Origin of the sequence: Nocardia sp. NPDC056100, assembly GCF_042266325.1 — a bacterium.
Taxonomy (GTDB): domain Bacteria; phylum Actinomycetota; class Actinomycetes; order Mycobacteriales; family Mycobacteriaceae; genus Nocardia.
The window spans coordinates 1,071,609-1,088,261 of sequence record NZ_JBHJVY010000004.1; the positions used below are offsets into that span (position 1 = coordinate 1,071,609).

General features: G+C 65.9%; 16 protein-coding genes. 4 read left to right on the top strand and 12 right to left on the bottom strand.

The features are described 5' to 3' along the window. Positions 1-77 precede the first annotated feature (77 nt). From ACFC0O_RS35365 to ACFC0O_RS35380, 4 genes are all read right to left on the bottom strand, one after another. Positions 78-1,496: a fatty acid desaturase family protein gene (locus tag ACFC0O_RS35365; protein WP_375965840.1), complete on the bottom strand. Its 1,419-nt coding sequence runs from the start codon at positions 1,494-1,496 to the stop codon at positions 78-80. Positions 1,497-1,629: 133 nt separating this feature from the next. After that, a complete protein-coding gene (locus tag ACFC0O_RS35370) occupies positions 1,630-2,790 on the bottom strand; it encodes a ferredoxin reductase (protein WP_375965842.1) in 1,161 nt (386 codons plus the stop codon). A 262-nt stretch (positions 2,791-3,052) separates the two neighbouring features. Next, positions 3,053-3,565 (bottom strand): DUF6912 family protein, encoded by a 513-nt coding sequence (locus ACFC0O_RS35375; protein WP_375966457.1) that lies wholly within the window; start codon positions 3,563-3,565, stop codon positions 3,053-3,055. A gap of 52 nt (positions 3,566-3,617) precedes the next feature. After that, on the bottom strand, positions 3,618-5,033 hold the full coding sequence (locus ACFC0O_RS35380; protein WP_375965845.1) for a wax ester/triacylglycerol synthase family O-acyltransferase: 1,416 nt from the start codon (positions 5,031-5,033) through the stop codon (positions 3,618-3,620). 418 nt (positions 5,034-5,451) lie between these two features. Here ACFC0O_RS35380 and secA point away from each other — a divergent pair, with 418 nt between their 5' ends. Together secA and ACFC0O_RS35390 are read left to right on the top strand one after the other, a co-directional pair. Further along, positions 5,452-8,280: a preprotein translocase subunit SecA gene (gene secA, locus ACFC0O_RS35385; protein WP_375965847.1), complete on the top strand. Its 2,829-nt coding sequence runs from the start codon at positions 5,452-5,454 to the stop codon at positions 8,278-8,280. A 162-nt stretch (positions 8,281-8,442) separates the two neighbouring features. Beyond that, positions 8,443-8,718, top strand: a complete 276-nt coding sequence (locus ACFC0O_RS35390; protein WP_375965849.1) for a hypothetical protein — start codon at positions 8,443-8,445, stop codon at positions 8,716-8,718. Positions 8,719-8,763: 45 nt separating this feature from the next. On the opposite strand, the gene ACFC0O_RS35395 is transcribed toward ACFC0O_RS35390, so the two are convergent. The 6 genes from ACFC0O_RS35395 to aroA form a co-directional block, all read right to left on the bottom strand. Further along, positions 8,764-9,081, bottom strand: coding sequence for a hypothetical protein (locus ACFC0O_RS35395; protein WP_375965851.1), 318 nt, complete (start codon positions 9,079-9,081; stop codon positions 8,764-8,766). A gap of 80 nt (positions 9,082-9,161) precedes the next feature. Next, the gene (locus ACFC0O_RS35400) at positions 9,162-9,695 is read right to left on the bottom strand and encodes a nitroreductase family deazaflavin-dependent oxidoreductase (RefSeq protein WP_364639570.1); all 534 of its coding nucleotides are present in this window, start codon (positions 9,693-9,695) and stop codon (positions 9,162-9,164) included. A 127-nt stretch (positions 9,696-9,822) separates the two neighbouring features. Further along, positions 9,823-10,008 (bottom strand): hypothetical protein, encoded by a 186-nt coding sequence (locus ACFC0O_RS35405; RefSeq protein WP_375965854.1) that lies wholly within the window; start codon positions 10,006-10,008, stop codon positions 9,823-9,825. A 202-nt stretch (positions 10,009-10,210) separates the two neighbouring features. Next, the gene (locus tag ACFC0O_RS35410) at positions 10,211-10,705 is read right to left on the bottom strand and encodes a hypothetical protein (RefSeq protein ID WP_375965856.1); all 495 of its coding nucleotides are present in this window, start codon (positions 10,703-10,705) and stop codon (positions 10,211-10,213) included. Between the two features lie 367 nt (positions 10,706-11,072). After that, the gene (rsgA, locus tag ACFC0O_RS35415) at positions 11,073-12,119 is read right to left on the bottom strand and encodes a ribosome small subunit-dependent GTPase A (RefSeq protein WP_375965859.1); all 1,047 of its coding nucleotides are present in this window, start codon (positions 12,117-12,119) and stop codon (positions 11,073-11,075) included. Further along, on the bottom strand, positions 12,080-13,363 hold the full coding sequence (aroA, locus tag ACFC0O_RS35420; protein ID WP_375965861.1) for a 3-phosphoshikimate 1-carboxyvinyltransferase: 1,284 nt from the start codon (positions 13,361-13,363) through the stop codon (positions 12,080-12,082). The genes rsgA and aroA overlap by 40 nt, the downstream gene beginning before the upstream one ends. A gap of 163 nt (positions 13,364-13,526) precedes the next feature. Between aroA and ACFC0O_RS35425 the strand changes: the two genes are divergently transcribed. Continuing rightward, positions 13,527-13,817, top strand: a complete 291-nt coding sequence (locus ACFC0O_RS35425) for a hypothetical protein (protein ID WP_375965863.1) — start codon at positions 13,527-13,529, stop codon at positions 13,815-13,817. 53 nt (positions 13,818-13,870) lie between these two features. Here the strand turns inward: ACFC0O_RS35425 and ACFC0O_RS35430 are convergent, their stop codons facing one another. Continuing rightward, positions 13,871-15,379 (bottom strand): aldehyde dehydrogenase family protein, encoded by a 1,509-nt coding sequence (locus ACFC0O_RS35430; RefSeq protein WP_364639554.1) that lies wholly within the window; start codon positions 15,377-15,379, stop codon positions 13,871-13,873. A gap of 169 nt (positions 15,380-15,548) precedes the next feature. Between ACFC0O_RS35430 and ACFC0O_RS35435 the strand changes: the two genes are divergently transcribed. Further along, the gene (locus tag ACFC0O_RS35435) at positions 15,549-16,331 is read left to right on the top strand and encodes an SOS response-associated peptidase (RefSeq protein ID WP_375966460.1); all 783 of its coding nucleotides are present in this window, start codon (positions 15,549-15,551) and stop codon (positions 16,329-16,331) included. A 20-nt stretch (positions 16,332-16,351) separates the two neighbouring features. On the opposite strand, the gene ACFC0O_RS35440 is transcribed toward ACFC0O_RS35435, so the two are convergent. Continuing rightward, on the bottom strand, positions 16,352-16,636 hold the full coding sequence (locus tag ACFC0O_RS35440) for a hypothetical protein (RefSeq protein WP_375965866.1): 285 nt from the start codon (positions 16,634-16,636) through the stop codon (positions 16,352-16,354). Between the last annotated feature and the right edge of the window lie 17 nt (positions 16,637-16,653).

Here is a 16,653-nt window from a genome sequence, read left to right on the forward strand (position 1 = left end):
GGTTACGGCTCCGTAGGTTCCGAGCGAGTGAATCCGTAACGTGTCGAACGCCGCATTGCGTTCGATATCGTAACCTGCTAGCGCGAACGCCGCAGCATTTGCTTCAGCGAGCGCCGGCGCCCGGCCTTCTCGGTGAGCAAAGCCTTTTCGTGCCTTGCCTTTTCCTGCAATGCGGCCTTGGCCTCGCGCAGTACTTCCTTCTCGTGCTGGGCCTTCTCCTTGAGCGCGGTCTTGGCCTCCTGCATGGCCGAACGCAGTCCGCGCCGCTCACCCGTCACGGGGTCCACACCAGCCCAGTTGTGCTCGGCCAGCCACTCCTGACCGTCCTGCAGCGACGGCATAGCGGGCAATGCGGGCAGCGTGATACCGGCGAATTTGCGCTCCGAGGAAGTCTCCGGCGCGTCATCGGAAGTCCGCTTCAACCACTGATCCGGCAGCGCCAGTTTGTGAATCGTCCGGAATGCCAGCAGGTATTGCTTACCGATCGAACCGGTGGTGTACGGCAGGTCGTACTTGTCGCACAGTTCCTTCACCTTCACCGATACCTCGGCATACCGATTGCTCGGAATGTCCGGGAACAGATGATGTTCGATCTGGAAGCTGAGATTGCCGCTCATCAGCGCCATCGCCGGGCCCGCCTCGAAATTGGCGCTGCCCAGCATCTGCCGCAGATACCATTCGCCCTGCGTCTCGTTCTCGAACTGCTCCTCGGTGAACTTCTCCGCACCGTCCGGGAAATGCCCGCAGAAGATGACCGCGTACGCCCACAGATTGCGCACCAGGTTCGCGGTGGCATTGGCCTTGAGCGTGGACTTCCACGCCGGACCCGTCAGCGCCGGATAGATCACGAAATCCTTGACGACCTGCTTGCCCGCTTTGCGCCAGAACTCCTTGTTCGGCTCGGAGAACCAGTCCTTGGGATCCACGCCCTGCTGCTCTTTGACAGCCGAAAGATCGTGCAGCGCAATGCCCCACTCGAACAGCGCGGCCAGCACCAGATTCGCCACCGGCTGCGCCAGGTTGATCGGCTTCCATTCCTCATCGCGCGTCATGCGCAGAATGCCGAAGCCAAGATCCTCATCCATATCGAGGATGTTCGTATAGGTGTGATGCGAGTAGTTGTGCGCGGTCTTCCACTGCGCCGACGTACCCGTCATATCCCACTCCCACGTGGTGGAGTGGATCTCCGGGTCGTTCATCCAATCCCATTGCCCGTGGCTGATGTTGTGCCCGAGCTCCATGTTCTCGATGATCTTGGCGACCGACAGCAGCGCGGTGCCGCCCAGCCAGGCCCACCTGTTCTTGCTCGCGAACAGGGTGGCGCGCCCGGCAGCCTCCAGCACGCGCTGGGCGCGAATGACGCGGCGAATGTACTTCGCGTCCTTCTCGCCGAGCGAGAGCTCGACATTTCTGCGAATGGTGTCGAGCTCCTGACCCAGGGTCTCGATATCCGCCTCGGTGAGGTGAGCGAACGTCTTGATGTCGGTGATGGCCACCGGCGGTCCTTCCGTGGTTGAACTGCCTCACGCCGCTGGGGCGGATTCGCGGCCCCGAGCGGGGCCGCGGTCAGGCTCGACTGCTATCGAGGGTAGCTGCTATTCGGAATGGTGGTGCCGCACGGTGTGTGCTTTATACGTCAAGAGTGCAATCGCCCGCGGCGGCGGAGATACAGGTCTGCACTTTGTCCCCGGCACGGCGCTCATTGCCGTTGCGGAGATCGCGCACATGACCGTCGGTGATGGTCACCACACAGGTCTGGCAGATGCCCATGCGGCAGCCGAACGGCATCTGCACGCCCGCTTCCTCACCGGCCTGCAACAGCGTGGTGGCGCCGTCGATCTCGACGCTGCGGCCCGCCCGCGCGAAGGTGACGGTGCCGCCCTCGCCGGTGGCCGAACGCTCGATCTCGAACCGCTCCACATGCAGCTGATCGGCGATATCGGCGTCGTCCCAATGCTTTTCGATCTCATCGAGCATGCCGATCGGCCCGCACGCCCAGGTGTCGCGCTCACGCCAATCGGGTACGAGCTCATCCAGCGAGGCCAGCGCGAACTTGCCGTTCTCACCGGTGTAGTGCAGGTTCGCGGTGAAACTCGGGTGCTTATCGTGCAATTCGCGCAGATCGTCACCGAACATGACGTCCTCGGGGGTGCGGGCGGAATGCACATGCACCACATCCGGCACCACACCGCGGCGGTCCATGGTGCGCAGCATCGCCATCACCGGGGTGATGCCCGAACCCGCGGTGAGGAACAGCACCTTCGCCGGCGGCGGCTCCGGCAGTACGAACCCGCCCTGCGGCGCGGCCAGCCGGACGACACTGCCGACCGCGACACCGTTCACCAGATGGCTGGACAGGAACCCCTCGGGCATCGCCTTGACGGCAATCGAGATGAGCCGCTTGGCCTTATGCTCCGGATCGGTCCAATCCGGCGGGCAGGTCAGCGAATACGAACGCCAATGCCAGCGCCCCTGCACAAGTACGCCGATGCCGATGTACTGGCCCGGCGAGAACTTGAAATCGAAACCCCAGCCCGGCTTGATCACCAGCGTGACCGAATCCGCGGTCTCCTTGCGCACCTCCACGATGCGCCCGCGCAGCTCGCGCGCCGACCACAGCGGATTCACCAGATGCAGATAATCGTCGGGCAGCAGGGGAGTGGTGACTCGTGCCGCCGCACCGCGCAGCGTGTTCAGCTTGGTGCGTCCCGCGGTCGCGCCCTCGGCGACCGGCGCCTCCAGCCATTCCCGGAGTCCCCGCACGGAGAATCCGCCACTCTTCGATGCCATTTTTCCGGACGTTCCTGTCGTCGTGCGCTGTAGCGCAGTGTCGTCAACCGCGGCCCGTGACGGGCCGCCCGCTCCGCGGCACAGCTGCGTCGCTGCTCGCGGTGCTCAGGTGCTGCCCGGCGGATGGCCTGTGCGGGCCATACCGGGTGCTTACGCACGCTGTCACAGCAAGGTTACGGCATCGTAGGTTACGGTGCCGGTGCCGCCGACGAAAGAGGTACAGGACCACCGGTGAATCGGGGGGTTCGCCCCGAAATCCGCCCTACAGCAGTTCCAGCAGGAACGGCAGTTCCTGGGCGGCGTACCAAGCCAATTGGTGATCCTCGGCATCGCCGAGCACGAATTCGGCATCGGTGTCACCCATATCGGCGGCGTCGATCACATCCACGGCCTTGGCCACCTCGGGCTCGGCTTCGACCAGATCCACGTGCACCGAGGCGATGCGGTCATAGGGGATCGCGGCCGCGAGCCGGACCACCGCGTCGTCGAGATCGGGCCGCAGGGTCGCGCCGTCGACATCGGCCGCGATCACCGCGCGCCGGAAGATCGGCCCGCGCGCGGGCGAGGCGTCATCGTCGGAGTCGGTGTCCTTGTCGTCGAGCGCGGAATCCTCGGCGAGCAAGCGCAGCGAGGCGCGCGCCGCCTCGGACATGGCGACCTCGGCCAACTCCTCGTCATCGCCGGACGCGTACGCCTCGCGCAATGCGGGCGTGACCGCGAACGCGGTGTCGTTGATTGCCCGGATCTCCCGGTCGGCGACCAGTTCCCGCAGCATCGGCACGGTGGCCGGGACGTACACGCGTAGCTTCTTCGCCACGCCGGACGACTCACTGGACGCAGGCACCGAGCATCTCCTCCATCGACTCGTGCACCGAAGCGGTCAATACCGCGATATCGGCCATCGCGTCGCGGTCGGCGGTGAGCCCGTAGCAGACCCGCCCGTCATAGGAGGTGAGTCCGATACTCAATGCCTGATTGCGCAGCAATGGCGACACCGGATACATCTCCAGCATCCGCGCGCCGCCGATATACATCGGCTGCTGCGGACCCGGCGCATTGGTGATCACCAGATTGAACGTGTGCTCGGCAAAGGTACTCGCAGACCGCACACTCATCGCATGCAGGCTCGCCGGAGCGAATCCGGCCATATGCACGAGGGTCCGCGCCTGCACCCCCTGCTGATGCCGGGCGTGCGCCTCGGTGGCGTGCTTGATATGCGACATCCGGATCACCGGATTCGGTTCGCCCACCGGCAGATCCACCAGCAGCGGGGTGACCTCGCCCGCCGGTTTCAATTCCGCGCCGTCGGCGTACACGGACATGGGCACCACCGCGCGCAGGGCATCGGCCTCGGTGAGCACCTGCCCGCGCGAGAGCAGCCAATTGCGCAGCGCACCCGTGACCACGGCGAGAATCACATCGTTGATGGAGCAGTCGAATCGTTTGCGGATCTTGCGGTAATCCTCGAGATCGGTGCGCACGACTTCGAATCTGCGGCTGCGCGAGGTACGCGTATTCAGCGGACTGTCCGGCGCCCCGAGTGCGGCCGCGCGCAGCATGGACACCATCTTCTGCACGGCCTTGCCGGTGGCGTCGACCACCGCGAACGCCTCCGCGCCGTGATGCCGCATGACCTCCAGGGCTTCGCGCGGCTGGGTTGCCAGATGCAGCACCGCCCCGATCAGCAATTCCAGGTCGGCGGGTTCGCGATGCGCGATCCAGGCGTCGTCGGCGACCTCGCGGGGTGCGGCCGAGGTGTCCAGGATCACATGCCCGATCTCCAGCGCGGTATCGCCGTCCACCAGCGCCGAATGCGTTTTGGTGAACACCGCGGACCGCCCGTCCGAGAGTCCCTCGACGAGGTACATCTCCCATAGCGGCCGGGCGCTGTCCAGCGGCCGCGAGGCCAGCCGTGCGACCAGGTCGAGGAGTTGCTCATCGGTTCCCGGCTCGGGCAGCGCGGACCTGCGAATGTGATAGGTGACGTCGAATTGCGCGTCGTCCACCCAAATCGGACGACCCAGGGCGAACGGAATCTCACGCACCTTGCGGCGATACAGCGGCACCAGCGGCAATCGTGATTCCACCAGTGCGACGAGGCTGTCGTAATCCAGCGGCGCGTGCCCGGAATTCCCGGTGGGCGCGCTATTGCGCAGGATGGCGAGGGAGCCGATATGCATGGGATTGCTGCTCGATTCGAGCCGGTAGAACGACGCGTCCTGCGGCGTCAGTCTGGTGATCACGCTGCCCGCTACTCCCTAATCCCTGCCGTGCGCCCGCCTGGCATCCCCCCGCAAGGCGTCGGCGGCGCGCGCCGGTTCTGGTGGCAAGCTATCGCAATCCGATCACCTGGGGGAACGGTCCGGGCCTCACTGCCCGCAAATTCACGTCGTAGCCGACGCCCCCGGTTCGCGCCTCCGCGCGCCGAACCTTGGTACATCCTACGTCAGCGGACTTGAAACAGCCTCGGACACAAAGTCATTCGCTCAACTGTCGCTACGTGCGGTTTCGGGCTCGCAGCAACCGGCCGTCCCGTCGCTCGTGCACTTCAGCGCCTATGCTGGGCTGCGGATTACCATGGCAGTGATTGCGCGCTCGCGCGCACGTTCCCTGCCTTGGTGGGGGCTACCGAATACACCGACCAGAGGACTGACAAGACCCGTGCCTGCGCTGACGCTTTCGAGGTTGCTACGGATTGGTGAAGGTCGCACGGTCAAGCGGCTTGCGAACCTGGCGGATGAAGTTATCGCCCTGGACGAGGAGTTCGCGGCGCTGTCCGACTCCGAGTTGCAAGCCAAGACCGAGGAGTTCAAGGAGCGCTATGCCGAGGGTGAATCCCTCGACGAGCTGCTCCTCGAGGCCTTCGCGACCGCCCGGGAGGCGTCCTGGCGGGTGCTCAATCAGAAGCATTACAAGGTGCAGATCATGGGCGGCGCCGCCCTGCACATCGGCAATGTGTCCGAGATGAAGACCGGTGAGGGCAAGACCCTGACCTGTGTGCTGCCCGCCTATCTGAACGCCATCAGCGGCGACGGCGTGCACGTGGTCACCGTCAACGACTACCTCGCCAAGCGCGATGCCGAGTGGATGGGCCGCGTGCACCGGTTCCTCGGCTTCGATGTCGGCGTGATCCTGGGCGGTATGACCCCGGCCGAGCGCCGCGTGGCCTACAACGCCGATATCACCTACGGCACGAACAACGAGTTCGGCTTCGACTACCTGCGCGACAATATGACGCATTCGCTGGACGATCTGGTGCAGCGCGGCCATAACTTCGCCGTGGTCGACGAGGTCGACTCGATTCTGATCGACGAGGCTCGCACCCCGCTGATCATCTCGGGTCCGGCGGACGCTTCCTCGAAGTGGTACGCGGAGTTCGCGCGCATCTCGCCGCTGCTGAAGAAGGACCTGCACTACGAGGTCGACATCAAGAAGCGCACCATCGGCGTGCACGAGGCGGGCGTCGAATTCGTCGAGGATCAGCTCGGTATCGACAACCTGTACGAGGCGGCGAACTCCCCGCTGGTCAGCTACCTGAACAACGCCATCAAGGCGAAGGAGCTGTACACCCGCGACAAGGATTACATCGTCCGCGACGGCGAGGTCATCATCGTCGACGAGTTCACCGGCCGCATCCTGGTGGGTCGCCGCTACAACGAGGGCATGCATCAGGCGATCGAGGCCAAGGAAGCGGTCGAGATCCAGCCGGAGAACCAGACCCTGGCGACGATCACGCTGCAGAACTACTTCCGCCTCTACGACAAGCTGTCCGGTATGACCGGTACCGCCGAGACCGAGGCGGCCGAACTGCACCAGACCTACGGCCTGGGCGTGGTGCCGATCCCGACCAACCGGGAAATGGTCCGCCAGGACCAGTCCGACCTGATCTACAAGACCGAAGAGGCCAAGTACTCCGCGGTCGCCGACGATATCGTCGAGCGGCACGAGAAGAACCAGCCCGTGCTGGTCGGCACCACCTCGGTCGAGCGTTCGGAGTACCTGTCCAAGCAGCTCACCAAGCGCGGTATCCCGCATTCGGTGCTGAACGCCAAGTTCCACGAGCAGGAAGCCCAGATCATCGCCGAGGCCGGTCGGCCCGGCGCGGTCACCGTCGCCACCAATATGGCCGGTCGTGGTACCGATATCGTGCTCGGCGGCAATCCGGACATCATCGCCGACATCCTGCTGCGCCGGCAGGGCCTGGACCCGGTCGAGACCCCGGCCGAGTACGAGGCGGCCTGGCTGCCCGCGCTCGAGCGCGTCAAGGAGCAGACCGAGGAGGATGCCGAGACGGTGCGTGAGGCCGGTGGCCTGTACGTGCTCGGCACCGAACGGCATGAATCGCGTCGTATCGACAATCAGCTGCGCGGTCGTTCCGGCCGTCAGGGCGATCCGGGTGAATCCCGCTTCTACCTGTCCCTGGGTGATGAGCTCATGCGGCGCTTCAACGGCGCGGCGCTCGAGTCGATCATGACCCGCCTGAACCTGCCGGACGATGTGCCGATCGAGGCCAAGATGGTCTCGCGTGCCATCAAGTCCGCGCAGACCCAGGTCGAGCAGCAGAACTTCGAGATCCGCAAGAACGTCCTCAAGTACGACGAGGTGATGAACCAGCAGCGCACGGTCATCTACGCCGAGCGTGCCCGCATCCTCAACGGCGAGGATATGGAAGGCCAGGTCCAGGAGATGATCACCGATGTGATCACCGCCTACGTCCAGGGCGCCACCGCCGAGGGCTATGTCGAGGACTGGGATCTCGCCAAACTGTGGACCGCGCTGAAGACGCTGTACCCCATCGGCATCGACTACAAGGACCTCACCGGCGAGAACGCCGACGGCGAGGTCGGCGAGCTGTCCCGCGAGGAACTGCTCGAAGCCGTGCTGGATGACGCGCACGCCTCCTACGAGAACCGCGAAGCCGAGATCGACGGGCTCGCGGGCGAGGGCAGCATGCGCAATCTGGAGCGTCAGATCCTGCTGTCCGTGCTGGACCGCAAGTGGCGTGAGCACCTCTACGAGATGGATTACCTCAAGGAGGGCATCGGCCTGCGCGCCATGGCCCAGCGTGATCCGCTGGTCGAGTACCAGCGCGAGGGCTTCGATATGTTCGCCGCCATGCTGGAGGGTCTGAAGGAGGAGTCGGTCGGCTTCCTGTTCAACCTCCAGGTCGAGGTGCAGCAGCCCCAGCCCACCGGTGTCTCGGTCGGCGCGGGCCTGCAGTCCCCGGTCGGCAACCGCCCGCTGCCCACCCAGGAGCAGCCCGCGGCGGGCAATGGCGCTCCGGCGGCATTGCGCGCCAAGGGAATCGACGAGCCCGCGCCGCGTGCGCTGAGCTACTCGGGTCCGGACGAGGGCGGCCACACCGCGGTGCACAGCGACTCCGAGGAGTACGGCGACGGCAATGCCGAGGGCACCCGCCGCGAGCGCCGCGAGGCCGCCCGCGCCCAGGGCAAGCTGGACAAGGCCCCGAAGTCCAAGCGCCGCCGCTGATTTCGGTTGTCTGATGTAGGCGCCCCGGGTGGAGACACCCGGGGCGCTGTCGTTTCGGGGGGCGATTCAGATTTCCTCGAGGTCAATCTGAAGTGCATGTACTTCAGATATGGATATGCTCCCGGCACTCATTCACGCAAGACCGCTGGAAGGCATGGCCCCATGCATCGTTCACTCCGCGCCACCGTCGCCACCGTTTCGATCACCGCGGCCCTGATCGGGGCCACCGCGACAGCGAACGCCGAGCCCGCCGCCCCCGCGCCGGTGGTGGCGCAGCAGGTCGATACCACCACGGGTGGCAGCAGTGCGGGTTCCGCGGCATTGGCGCTCCAGGACATCATCAAGGACCCGACCTGGCTGCTGCTGCCGTTCATGATCGGCCTGTGCGTGCTCGGAGGTTCGAGCGGCGGACGGGGCTGCACCGGTCCCGCGATGTGAATTCGAAGGGACCCGGTCCTTGGCGGCCCGGTCCCGTTTCGAATGTCAGTCGAGCTTCACTGATTCGCCCCAGTGTCGCGGGTCCCAGTTGATCAGGATCATTCCGGCCACGCTCCCGGTGCACGCGCCGCAGGCGTTGACCTGAATCAGCTTGTCCACGTCGGTGTCTCCGTTGAGGACGGCCTGGGTCGAGAGCCATACGGCCCGAACATATAACGCGGCGGGCTTCCCACACCGCACGCACGCGGGCAGTTCCTGCCCGTCATCGTTGCGCCCGACTCGCACCTCGGGTGTCACCGGTGCGCCGGGGCCTAGATCTGCGTCGAGGAGCGGCGAGTATTCGCCCCGCTCATGGTCTTCCACTCCGGCAATCTAGCGAGTTCGGGCGGCGCGCGCAGCACTTACGTCGACCGTCCGGTCCGTTACGAGCTATCTGCGGGCGGTCACGCTCGGGTGAGCTCGAACATCCGGAACACCCGCGCTCCGGCCAGTCGCTGTTCCATGACGTAACCGGGCCAGAACGCGATGGCGCGAGCCCAGGCGCGTTCGCGGTCGACACCGTCGAGGGTGCGCACGTTCACCGTGAATCGCTCACCGCCGATATGCAATTCGGCGTGATCGGCCGCGGCCAGATTCGACGACCACGCGGGATGTTTCGGCTTTCCCCAATTGGATCCGATGAGCAGGAAGACTTTTCGATCGATCGGATCCGGAATGTACAGCAGCGACACCGTGCGCGGTTGTCCGGTGCGCCGTCCCGCGACCGTCAATTCGAGTGCGGGCAGTCCGGCCAAATCGAGTACGCCCATCCGCCCCCGGCTGAGTCGCCGGGTGGTGCGCTCCAGCAATGCGACCGCGGGCGCACTGCGCATCACGATCGGCCTGCGAGCCAGCGCCCGCCCCACCGCCGGAAGCGGATTCCGCAGGCGGCGTTCGCGCCGTCCCGCACCTGTACCCTCCTGCTGATCATTCGCCATGCCTATCAAGCCTAGTCCGCCGACGGGGATTCATGGGATGTCAGGTCCTCCGGGCGGTCGGAGCGCGGACGGCGAAAAGGCCGTCTCCGTGCCTATTCGACTGGGAGACGGCCTTTTACGGCGGAGATTACTTCTTCACGCTGCCGGCGGTGAGACCCTTGAGGATCAGGTTGACCCAGTTGACGACCTGGTCCGCGGAGCCGGTGGTGGCGGCCGGGGGCGGGGTGGTGGTTTCGGCGGCGGCGATACCGGTGGCGCCGAACAGCAGACCGGTGGCGATAGCGGCCACACCCAGCGCGCGCATCTTGCGCATTCTTACTCCTAGAGATTTCGAACGGATCGGCGGTGTGCCCGCCGACCGCAAATTCCTACCACATTCCTGTGAGTGCAATGTGAAGTCCCTGTGCGGAAAATGAATCGACGGTTAACGTCAACCCTTTTATTCATTGCCATTCAATTATCGCGATACGAAACGCATTCGGGGAATTGCGATTCCGTGCCGGAATGCGCTCGGCTCACGCCGGAACATTGTCGGCGCCGGCCAGAATCGAGAGGCGTACCGCGCCGAGTGCGACCGTCCGGTGTGGTAGCCGCATGGTGCCCGGTTCCGGTTCGCTGGCCCAGTGCCAGCCGAGGGGGAGATCCGTGGTGGGCAGCATGATTCGGGTTCCGGGTTCGGGCAGTTCTACGGCGTGGGCGTGCAGGCGGCGCAGGAGTTGCTGGGGGAGTGGGTGATACGGGGCGGGCGGTGCGGTCAGCAGGGTCCAGCGGCGGCCGCGGGGATCGGCGATGACGGGCGGTCGCGGTAATTGTTCGGCTCGCTCCAGCAGTTCGCGGCCGACCCGGAGCCGTTCCAGCACCCGGCGGCCGAGCCCGGCCGGCAGCGTGATCGCCTCCAGCATCGGGCCGACGGACAGGAACGGGCGGTTGGCGAACATTTCCACCGGTAACCCATAGCGCGCCCGCAGCAGGTGGGCCGATTCATGTGGGGAGCAGCAGGATTCGAACATCGGGGACCTCCGGGCGGCGAGTGGTGTGCACCCGGCGCCCGGGGCGTCGACGGATCCCGTGGGCTGGCGCGATCGCAGGACGAAGTCTTCGCGCCGGATCCGTACCGCCGGGGCCCGCTGCGGAGGGGGCGGGCCGCTGCCGGACGCCGGGTGCGGAAGACAGTGTGCGCCTCGGAGTTTGCCGAATGGGTGACGGTCCGATGGCGCTCGGATGACCACCTGTAACGCGAATATTTCCGATTGCGGGCGGTCAGCTGTGAGCGTAGCCGAAACTGAAACCTGTTGCTGTACAGCTTATTTCATTACCGCCGAGTAGTTTCCGCGTAGACGCGGTGGCGCGCACGACCAGGGCGGTAAGCTGCACGGTTCAGACTGTCGGCTGTACACCCTTGAACCACGGATCATTGGTGTTGAGCGCGGTGAGCAGCAGTCGAATCGCCGCCACCCGCGCCTCTTTCCCGGGCAGATTGTCCAGCGCGCATTCCGGATCAGCGGGCGGTCCCAGATGGGTGCAGCCGCGCGGGCAGTCTTCGATGGCATCGGCCAGATCGGAGAACGCGCCGATCACATCGTCCGGGGTGATGTGCGCGAGACCGAAGGAGCGCACGCCGGGGGTGTCCACCACCCAGCCGCCCTCTTCCAGTGCCAGCGCCACCGATTGGGTGGAGGTGTGCCGCCCCTTACCGACTCCGGAGACGACGCCGACGGCCCGATCCGCATCCGGCACAAGACGATTCACCAGGGTGGACTTGCCGACCCCCGAATGTCCGATCAATGCGGTGAGGCGGCCGTTCAGCATTTCGAAGACCGGTTCCAGTGGATCCTCGATACCGCCGTACACGATGGTGAGATCCAAATCCTCGAAGGCGGCCGCGAATTCGGAGTCAGCTGCCAGATCGTGTTTGGTCAGGCACAGAATCGGTTGCAGCCCACCGACATACGCCGCGACCATGGCGCGTTCCACGAATCCGGTGCGCGGCGGCGGATCGGCCAGCGCCACCACGATGAACAACTGTTCGGCATTGGCGACCACGATCCGTTCGAAGGGATCGGTGTCATCTGCGGTGCGGCGCAACACGGTTCGCCGATCCGCCACCCGCACGATGCGGGCGAGGGTATCGGGTTTGCCGGACAGATCGCCGACCACATCCACCTGATCGCCGACCACGATCGGCGTGCGCCCTAGTTCGCGGGCGCGCATGGCGACGATCCGGTGGTCCGGATCGTCGGCCAGGACGCAACCCCAGCGGCCGCGGTCGACCGAGACCACCATGGCCGCTTCCGCGTCCAGGTGCTGGGGGCGGGTTTTGGTGCGCGGACGTGAGCTCTTGCCCGGTCGGATCCGGACATCGGACTCGTCGTACTCGCGGCGCTTCAGCGGACCGCCTCCGGTCCGTCGAGCATGGTGCTCCACAGTTCCACGAAATTGGGCAGCGTCTTGGCGGTGGTGCCGATGTCCTCGATCTCGACACCGGGCACGACCAGGCCGAGAATCGCACCCGCGGTGGCCATCCGGTGATCGGCGTAGGAATGCCACTGTCCGCCGGAAAGCGGTGCGGGCGTGATGGAGAGCCCGTCCTCGGTTTCGGTGACCTTGCCGCCGAGCCGGTTGATCTCGGTGGTGAGCGCGGCGAGTCGATCGGTCTCGTGCCCGCGCAGGTGCGCGATACCGCGCAGCCGGGACGGCGAATCCGCAAGGGCGGCAAGGGCTGCCACGGTCGGGGTGAGTTCGCCGACATCGTGCAGATCGATATCGATGCCCGCCAGGCGATCCGGGCCGTGCACGGTCAGAATCCCGTCGAAGATGCGGCATTCCGCGCCCATGCGCACCAGGATCTCGCGGATCACATCGCCGGGCTGGGTGGTGTAGCGCGGCCAGTGCGGAATGCTCACCTCACCGCCGGTGACCGCGGCCGCGGCCAGGAACGGGGTGGCATTGGACAGATCGGGTTCGATCTCCCAGTCCACGGCGCGGATCGGCCCGGGGGAGACGGTCCAGGTCTGCGCCTTGCGCGGATCGGCGGGCGCGTCCACCTGCACATCGGCTTCGCGCAGCATCTGCACGGTCATCTCGATATGCGGCATCGAGGGCAGTGCCGCGCCATCGTGATTCACGGTGATGCCCTGTTCGAAGCGCGCCGCGGAGAGCAGCAGCCCGGAGACGAACTGCGAGGAGCCGGAGGCGTCGATGGTGACCGGCCCGCCGCGCAGCGCGCCCGTCCCGTGCACCACGAAAGGCAGTGCGTTGCCGTCGATATCGACGCCGAGCCCGCGCAGTGCGTCCAGAATGGTGCCGAGCGGCCGGACCCGGGCCTGTTCATCGCCGTCGAACGCGACATCGCCGGTGGCCAGTGCCGCGACCGGCGGCAGGAACCGCATGACCGTCCCGGCGAGCCCGCAATCCACCACGGCGCTGCCGAATTCGGCGGGCGGTGTGACGACGAGGGTGTCGCCGTCGCCCTCGATGCTCGCGCCCATGGCCCGCAGCGCGTCGATCATGAGGTTGGTGTCGCGGCTGCGCAGCGCACCGGTGAGGGTGGACGGCCGATCCGCCAGCGCGGCGAGAATCAGCGCCCGATTGGTAATGGATTTGGACCCGGGCAGGGTCACCGAAGCGTGGACGGGAGTGCGGACGTGGGGCGCGGGCCAGAAAGTCACAGTCCCATCCTCCCAAACGATCGACCTCTCGCGGGCCCTCCCCGCCCCTTTCGTCCGGTGCGGCCAGTAGAAATGTCCGATATTTCCGGTATTGCGCAGGCGTGAGACGCTATCGCGCCCGTCGCGCTAGCCATATACGTATATGAGTACGTATACTGGCCGGGTGATCGATCCCATCAGCCTCCTCATCGGCGCCGGGCTGGTCGGCGGCGGCTGGGCGCTCGGCCGCTTCGGCTCCCGCCCGGCCAAGAAGCCCGCCGTGGCCACCGCGCTCTGCGGCTGCGGCCACGATCTCGCCGTCCACGACCGTGAATCCGGCCAATGTCACGGTGAGACCTTCCGCAACACCGGTGTCGGAATCAAAGCCTGGGTCCCCTGCAACTGCCGCCGCTACACCGGCCCCACCCCGCTCGAAGAATTCTTCGCCCCACCCGTCCTGCCACCCAACCCCTGATACGCCGAATGCCGGTCCCCACAAGGGAACCGGCATCCGGGAGTGGGTAATTCCTATTTGTTGCGCCCGTGCAGGAACGGCACGATCTTGCGCAGCAGCTTCATGGTGCTGTCGGTGCGGCTGTAGGACAGCAGCGCCATACCCGGAATCGTGAAGCGCTGCACCGCGATCGAGTGCGGGCGGGAGAATTCCAGCAGTCCGGGCGCACCGTGGATGCGGCCGATGCCGGAGTCGCCGACCCCGCCGAACGGCAGTCCGGAGATCGCGGCGTAGCTGAGCACCGAATTCACCGAGGTGCAGCCGACATTCAGGCGGCGGGCGATCTCGAGCCCGTGCTTGGCCGAGTACACGGCGGACCCGAGCCCGTACTTGCTCTTGTTGGTGAGCTCGACCGCCTCGTCGATGCCGTTCACCGTGCGAATGGTGACGGTGGGCCCGAAGGTCTCCTCGCACACCGCATCCGAGGATTCGTCGGTGTCGACCAGGATGACCGGCTCGATGTAGGGACCCTTGATCGATTCGGGTCCGCCCAGCACGGCCGTGCCGCCGTTCTTGATGGCGTCCTCGATATGCCGCCGCACGATATCGATCTGGCTGGGCATGGTCATCGGCCCGTACGAGGCCTTGTCGTCCGAGCCCGGCTTGATATCGGTGAGGATCCGCTTGACCTCGGCGATGAACGGTTCGGCGACCGATTTGTCGACGTACACCCGCTCCACGCCCGCGCAGGTCTGCCCGGAGTTGGCGGTCGCGCCCCAGGCCACGGCGTCGGCGGCGGCCTTGATATCGGCGTCCGCGGCCACGATCACCGCATCCTTGCCACCGCATTCCAGCAGCACCGGGGTGAGCGAGTCGGCGGCCGAGGCCATGATCTTCTTACCGGTCGCGGTGGATCCGGTGAACGCCAGCTTGTCCACGCCCGCCCGCACCAGCGCCGCGCCGGTGGCGCCGAATCCGTTGATGGTGGTGAACACCCCGTCGGGCAGTTCCGGATTCGCCTCGTTGAACGCGGCGGCCACGAAATTGCCGATGCCCGTGGAGAATTCGCTCGGCTTGAACACCACGGCATTGCCCGCGGCGAGCGCGTAGGCGATGGATCCGTTGGGTGTGTAGACCGGGTAGTTCCACGGTCCGATGATGCCGACCACGCCCAGCGGCCGCTGCTCGAGATGCGCCGCGAAGTTGGCCATCAGCGCACCGGGCGCGACCTTCTTGGGCTTGAGCACCTTCTCGGCGTTGGAGGCCGCCCACTTGATGTGCTCCAGCGCGAGCATGAGCTCGAGGTAGGCGTCATCGAGGGGCTTGCCGTTCTCGGCGTGGATGAGCGCGCAGAGCTCGTCGGATTTGGCGACCAGCTTGCTGCTCCAGCGCAGCAGATGCCGTTTGCGTTCGGCGAAGCTCAGCGCGCCCCAGGTGGCGGCGGCGGTGCGGGCCTTGGCGACGGCGGCGTGCACCGCGTCTTCATCGTCGATCTTGTAGGTGGCGAGAACATCGCCGGTGGCGGGGTTGACGGAGGTCAGCGAGGCGTCCCGGTCGATCGAGGCGGTATCGGTTGCAGACATGAGTGGCGGCGATCCCTTACGAGAGTGTGATGGGACGAACGTCTCATACGATACAAGTGAAGTCAACCGCCTTCACATGACTCGCAAGAGGTCCGGAAAGGAACCGTGCGGTATTTCCCGGGGTGGCGAAGCCTCGAATATGTCGGTCCGCGGTGGCAGCATGGTCATCATGTGCGGCAGATACGCGACAACGACGAATCCCGCCACGCTGGCCGTCGAGCTGGACGCGCTCGACGAGGCCACCCCCGGGACTTCGAGCGATAAGGGTTTCAACCCCAACTACAACGTGGCCCCGACCAATCAGGTGCTCACCGTGGTGGAGCGGCACGACCGCGACCATCCCGAGGATCCGGCCACCCTGCGCATCCGGGCCATGCGCTGGGGTCTGATCCCGCCCTGGAGCAAGGCGTCCGAACCCGGCATTCCGGCCAAGGGCAAACCGCTGTTCAATGCCCGCGCCGATAAGGCCGCCACCACCGCATCGTTCCGCGATGCGGTGAAGAAGCGTCGCTGTCTGGTCCCCATGGACGGCTGGTACGAATGGGTCACCGAGTCCGAGGGCCCCGGAAAGGCCGTCAAGCAGCCGTTTTTCATGTCCCGGGCCGATGGTGGCCGCCTCTATATGGCGGGCCTGTGGTCGGTCTGGCGTGACCGCTCGCTCGGCGACGACGCCAAACCCCTGCTTTCGTGCACGATTCTGACCACCGACGCGGTGGGCGATCTGACGAAGATCCACGACCGCATGCCGCTGCCCATGCCCCGCGAGCACTGGGCCGCCTGGCTGGATCCGGATCACCCGGCCCCGGAGGAACTGCTGGAAACCCCTGGCGTGGAAGTGGTTTCGGACATCCTCATCCGCCCCGTGCCCTCCCTGGTCAACAGCGTCCGCAACAACGGCCCCGAACTATTGGCCGAAGTAGACGAGAAAGCCGGTCAGATCAGCCTGATCTGACCGGCTTGTCGAGACAGCGCTTACAGGTCGCACTTCACGGCGGGGAGCGCGATATTGAGCCCGCACTTGAGCACACCGGTGGCGAGGTCGATGACCTTCGTGGTCACGGTGCCACCGAGTTTGCCCGCCTTCTCCGGCTTCTCGTCCTTCTGCTGCTGGCCGGGTGTGCTCGGATCTGGCCCGAGCGGATAGTTGGGGTTGACCGGCGCGGCGGTGGCCGTCGCCATTGTCATCGGGCCTGCCAGCGCCAAGAGCAGTGCGCCGGATACTGCCACGATGCCGGTGCGAAAACGCTGGTTGGACATAACCGCATCACATCCTC

Bases quoted from the DNA above. Each gene is read 5' to 3' on its own strand.
- ACFC0O_RS35370 (WP_375965842.1), bottom strand. From the start codon at position 2,790: ATGGCATCGAAGAGTGGCGGATTCTCCGTGCGGGGACTCCGGGAATGG.
- ACFC0O_RS35375 (WP_375966457.1), bottom strand. From the start codon at position 3,565: ATGCTGCGGGAACTGGTCGCCGACCGGGAGATCCGGGCAATCAACGAC.
- ACFC0O_RS35390 (WP_375965849.1), top strand. From the start codon at position 8,443: ATGCATCGTTCACTCCGCGCCACCGTCGCCACCGTTTCGATCACCGCG.
- ACFC0O_RS35400 (WP_364639570.1), bottom strand. From the start codon at position 9,695: ATGGCGAATGATCAGCAGGAGGGTACAGGTGCGGGACGGCGCGAACGC.
- ACFC0O_RS35405 (WP_375965854.1), bottom strand. From the start codon at position 10,008: ATGCGCAAGATGCGCGCGCTGGGTGTGGCCGCTATCGCCACCGGTCTG.
- ACFC0O_RS35410 (WP_375965856.1), bottom strand. From the start codon at position 10,705: ATGTTCGAATCCTGCTGCTCCCCACATGAATCGGCCCACCTGCTGCGG.
- ACFC0O_RS35430 (WP_364639554.1), bottom strand. From the start codon at position 15,379: ATGTCTGCAACCGATACCGCCTCGATCGACCGGGACGCCTCGCTGACC.
- ACFC0O_RS35435 (WP_375966460.1), top strand. From the start codon at position 15,549: ATGTGCGGCAGATACGCGACAACGACGAATCCCGCCACGCTGGCCGTC.
- ACFC0O_RS35440 (WP_375965866.1), bottom strand. From the start codon at position 16,636: ATGTCCAACCAGCGTTTTCGCACCGGCATCGTGGCAGTATCCGGCGCA.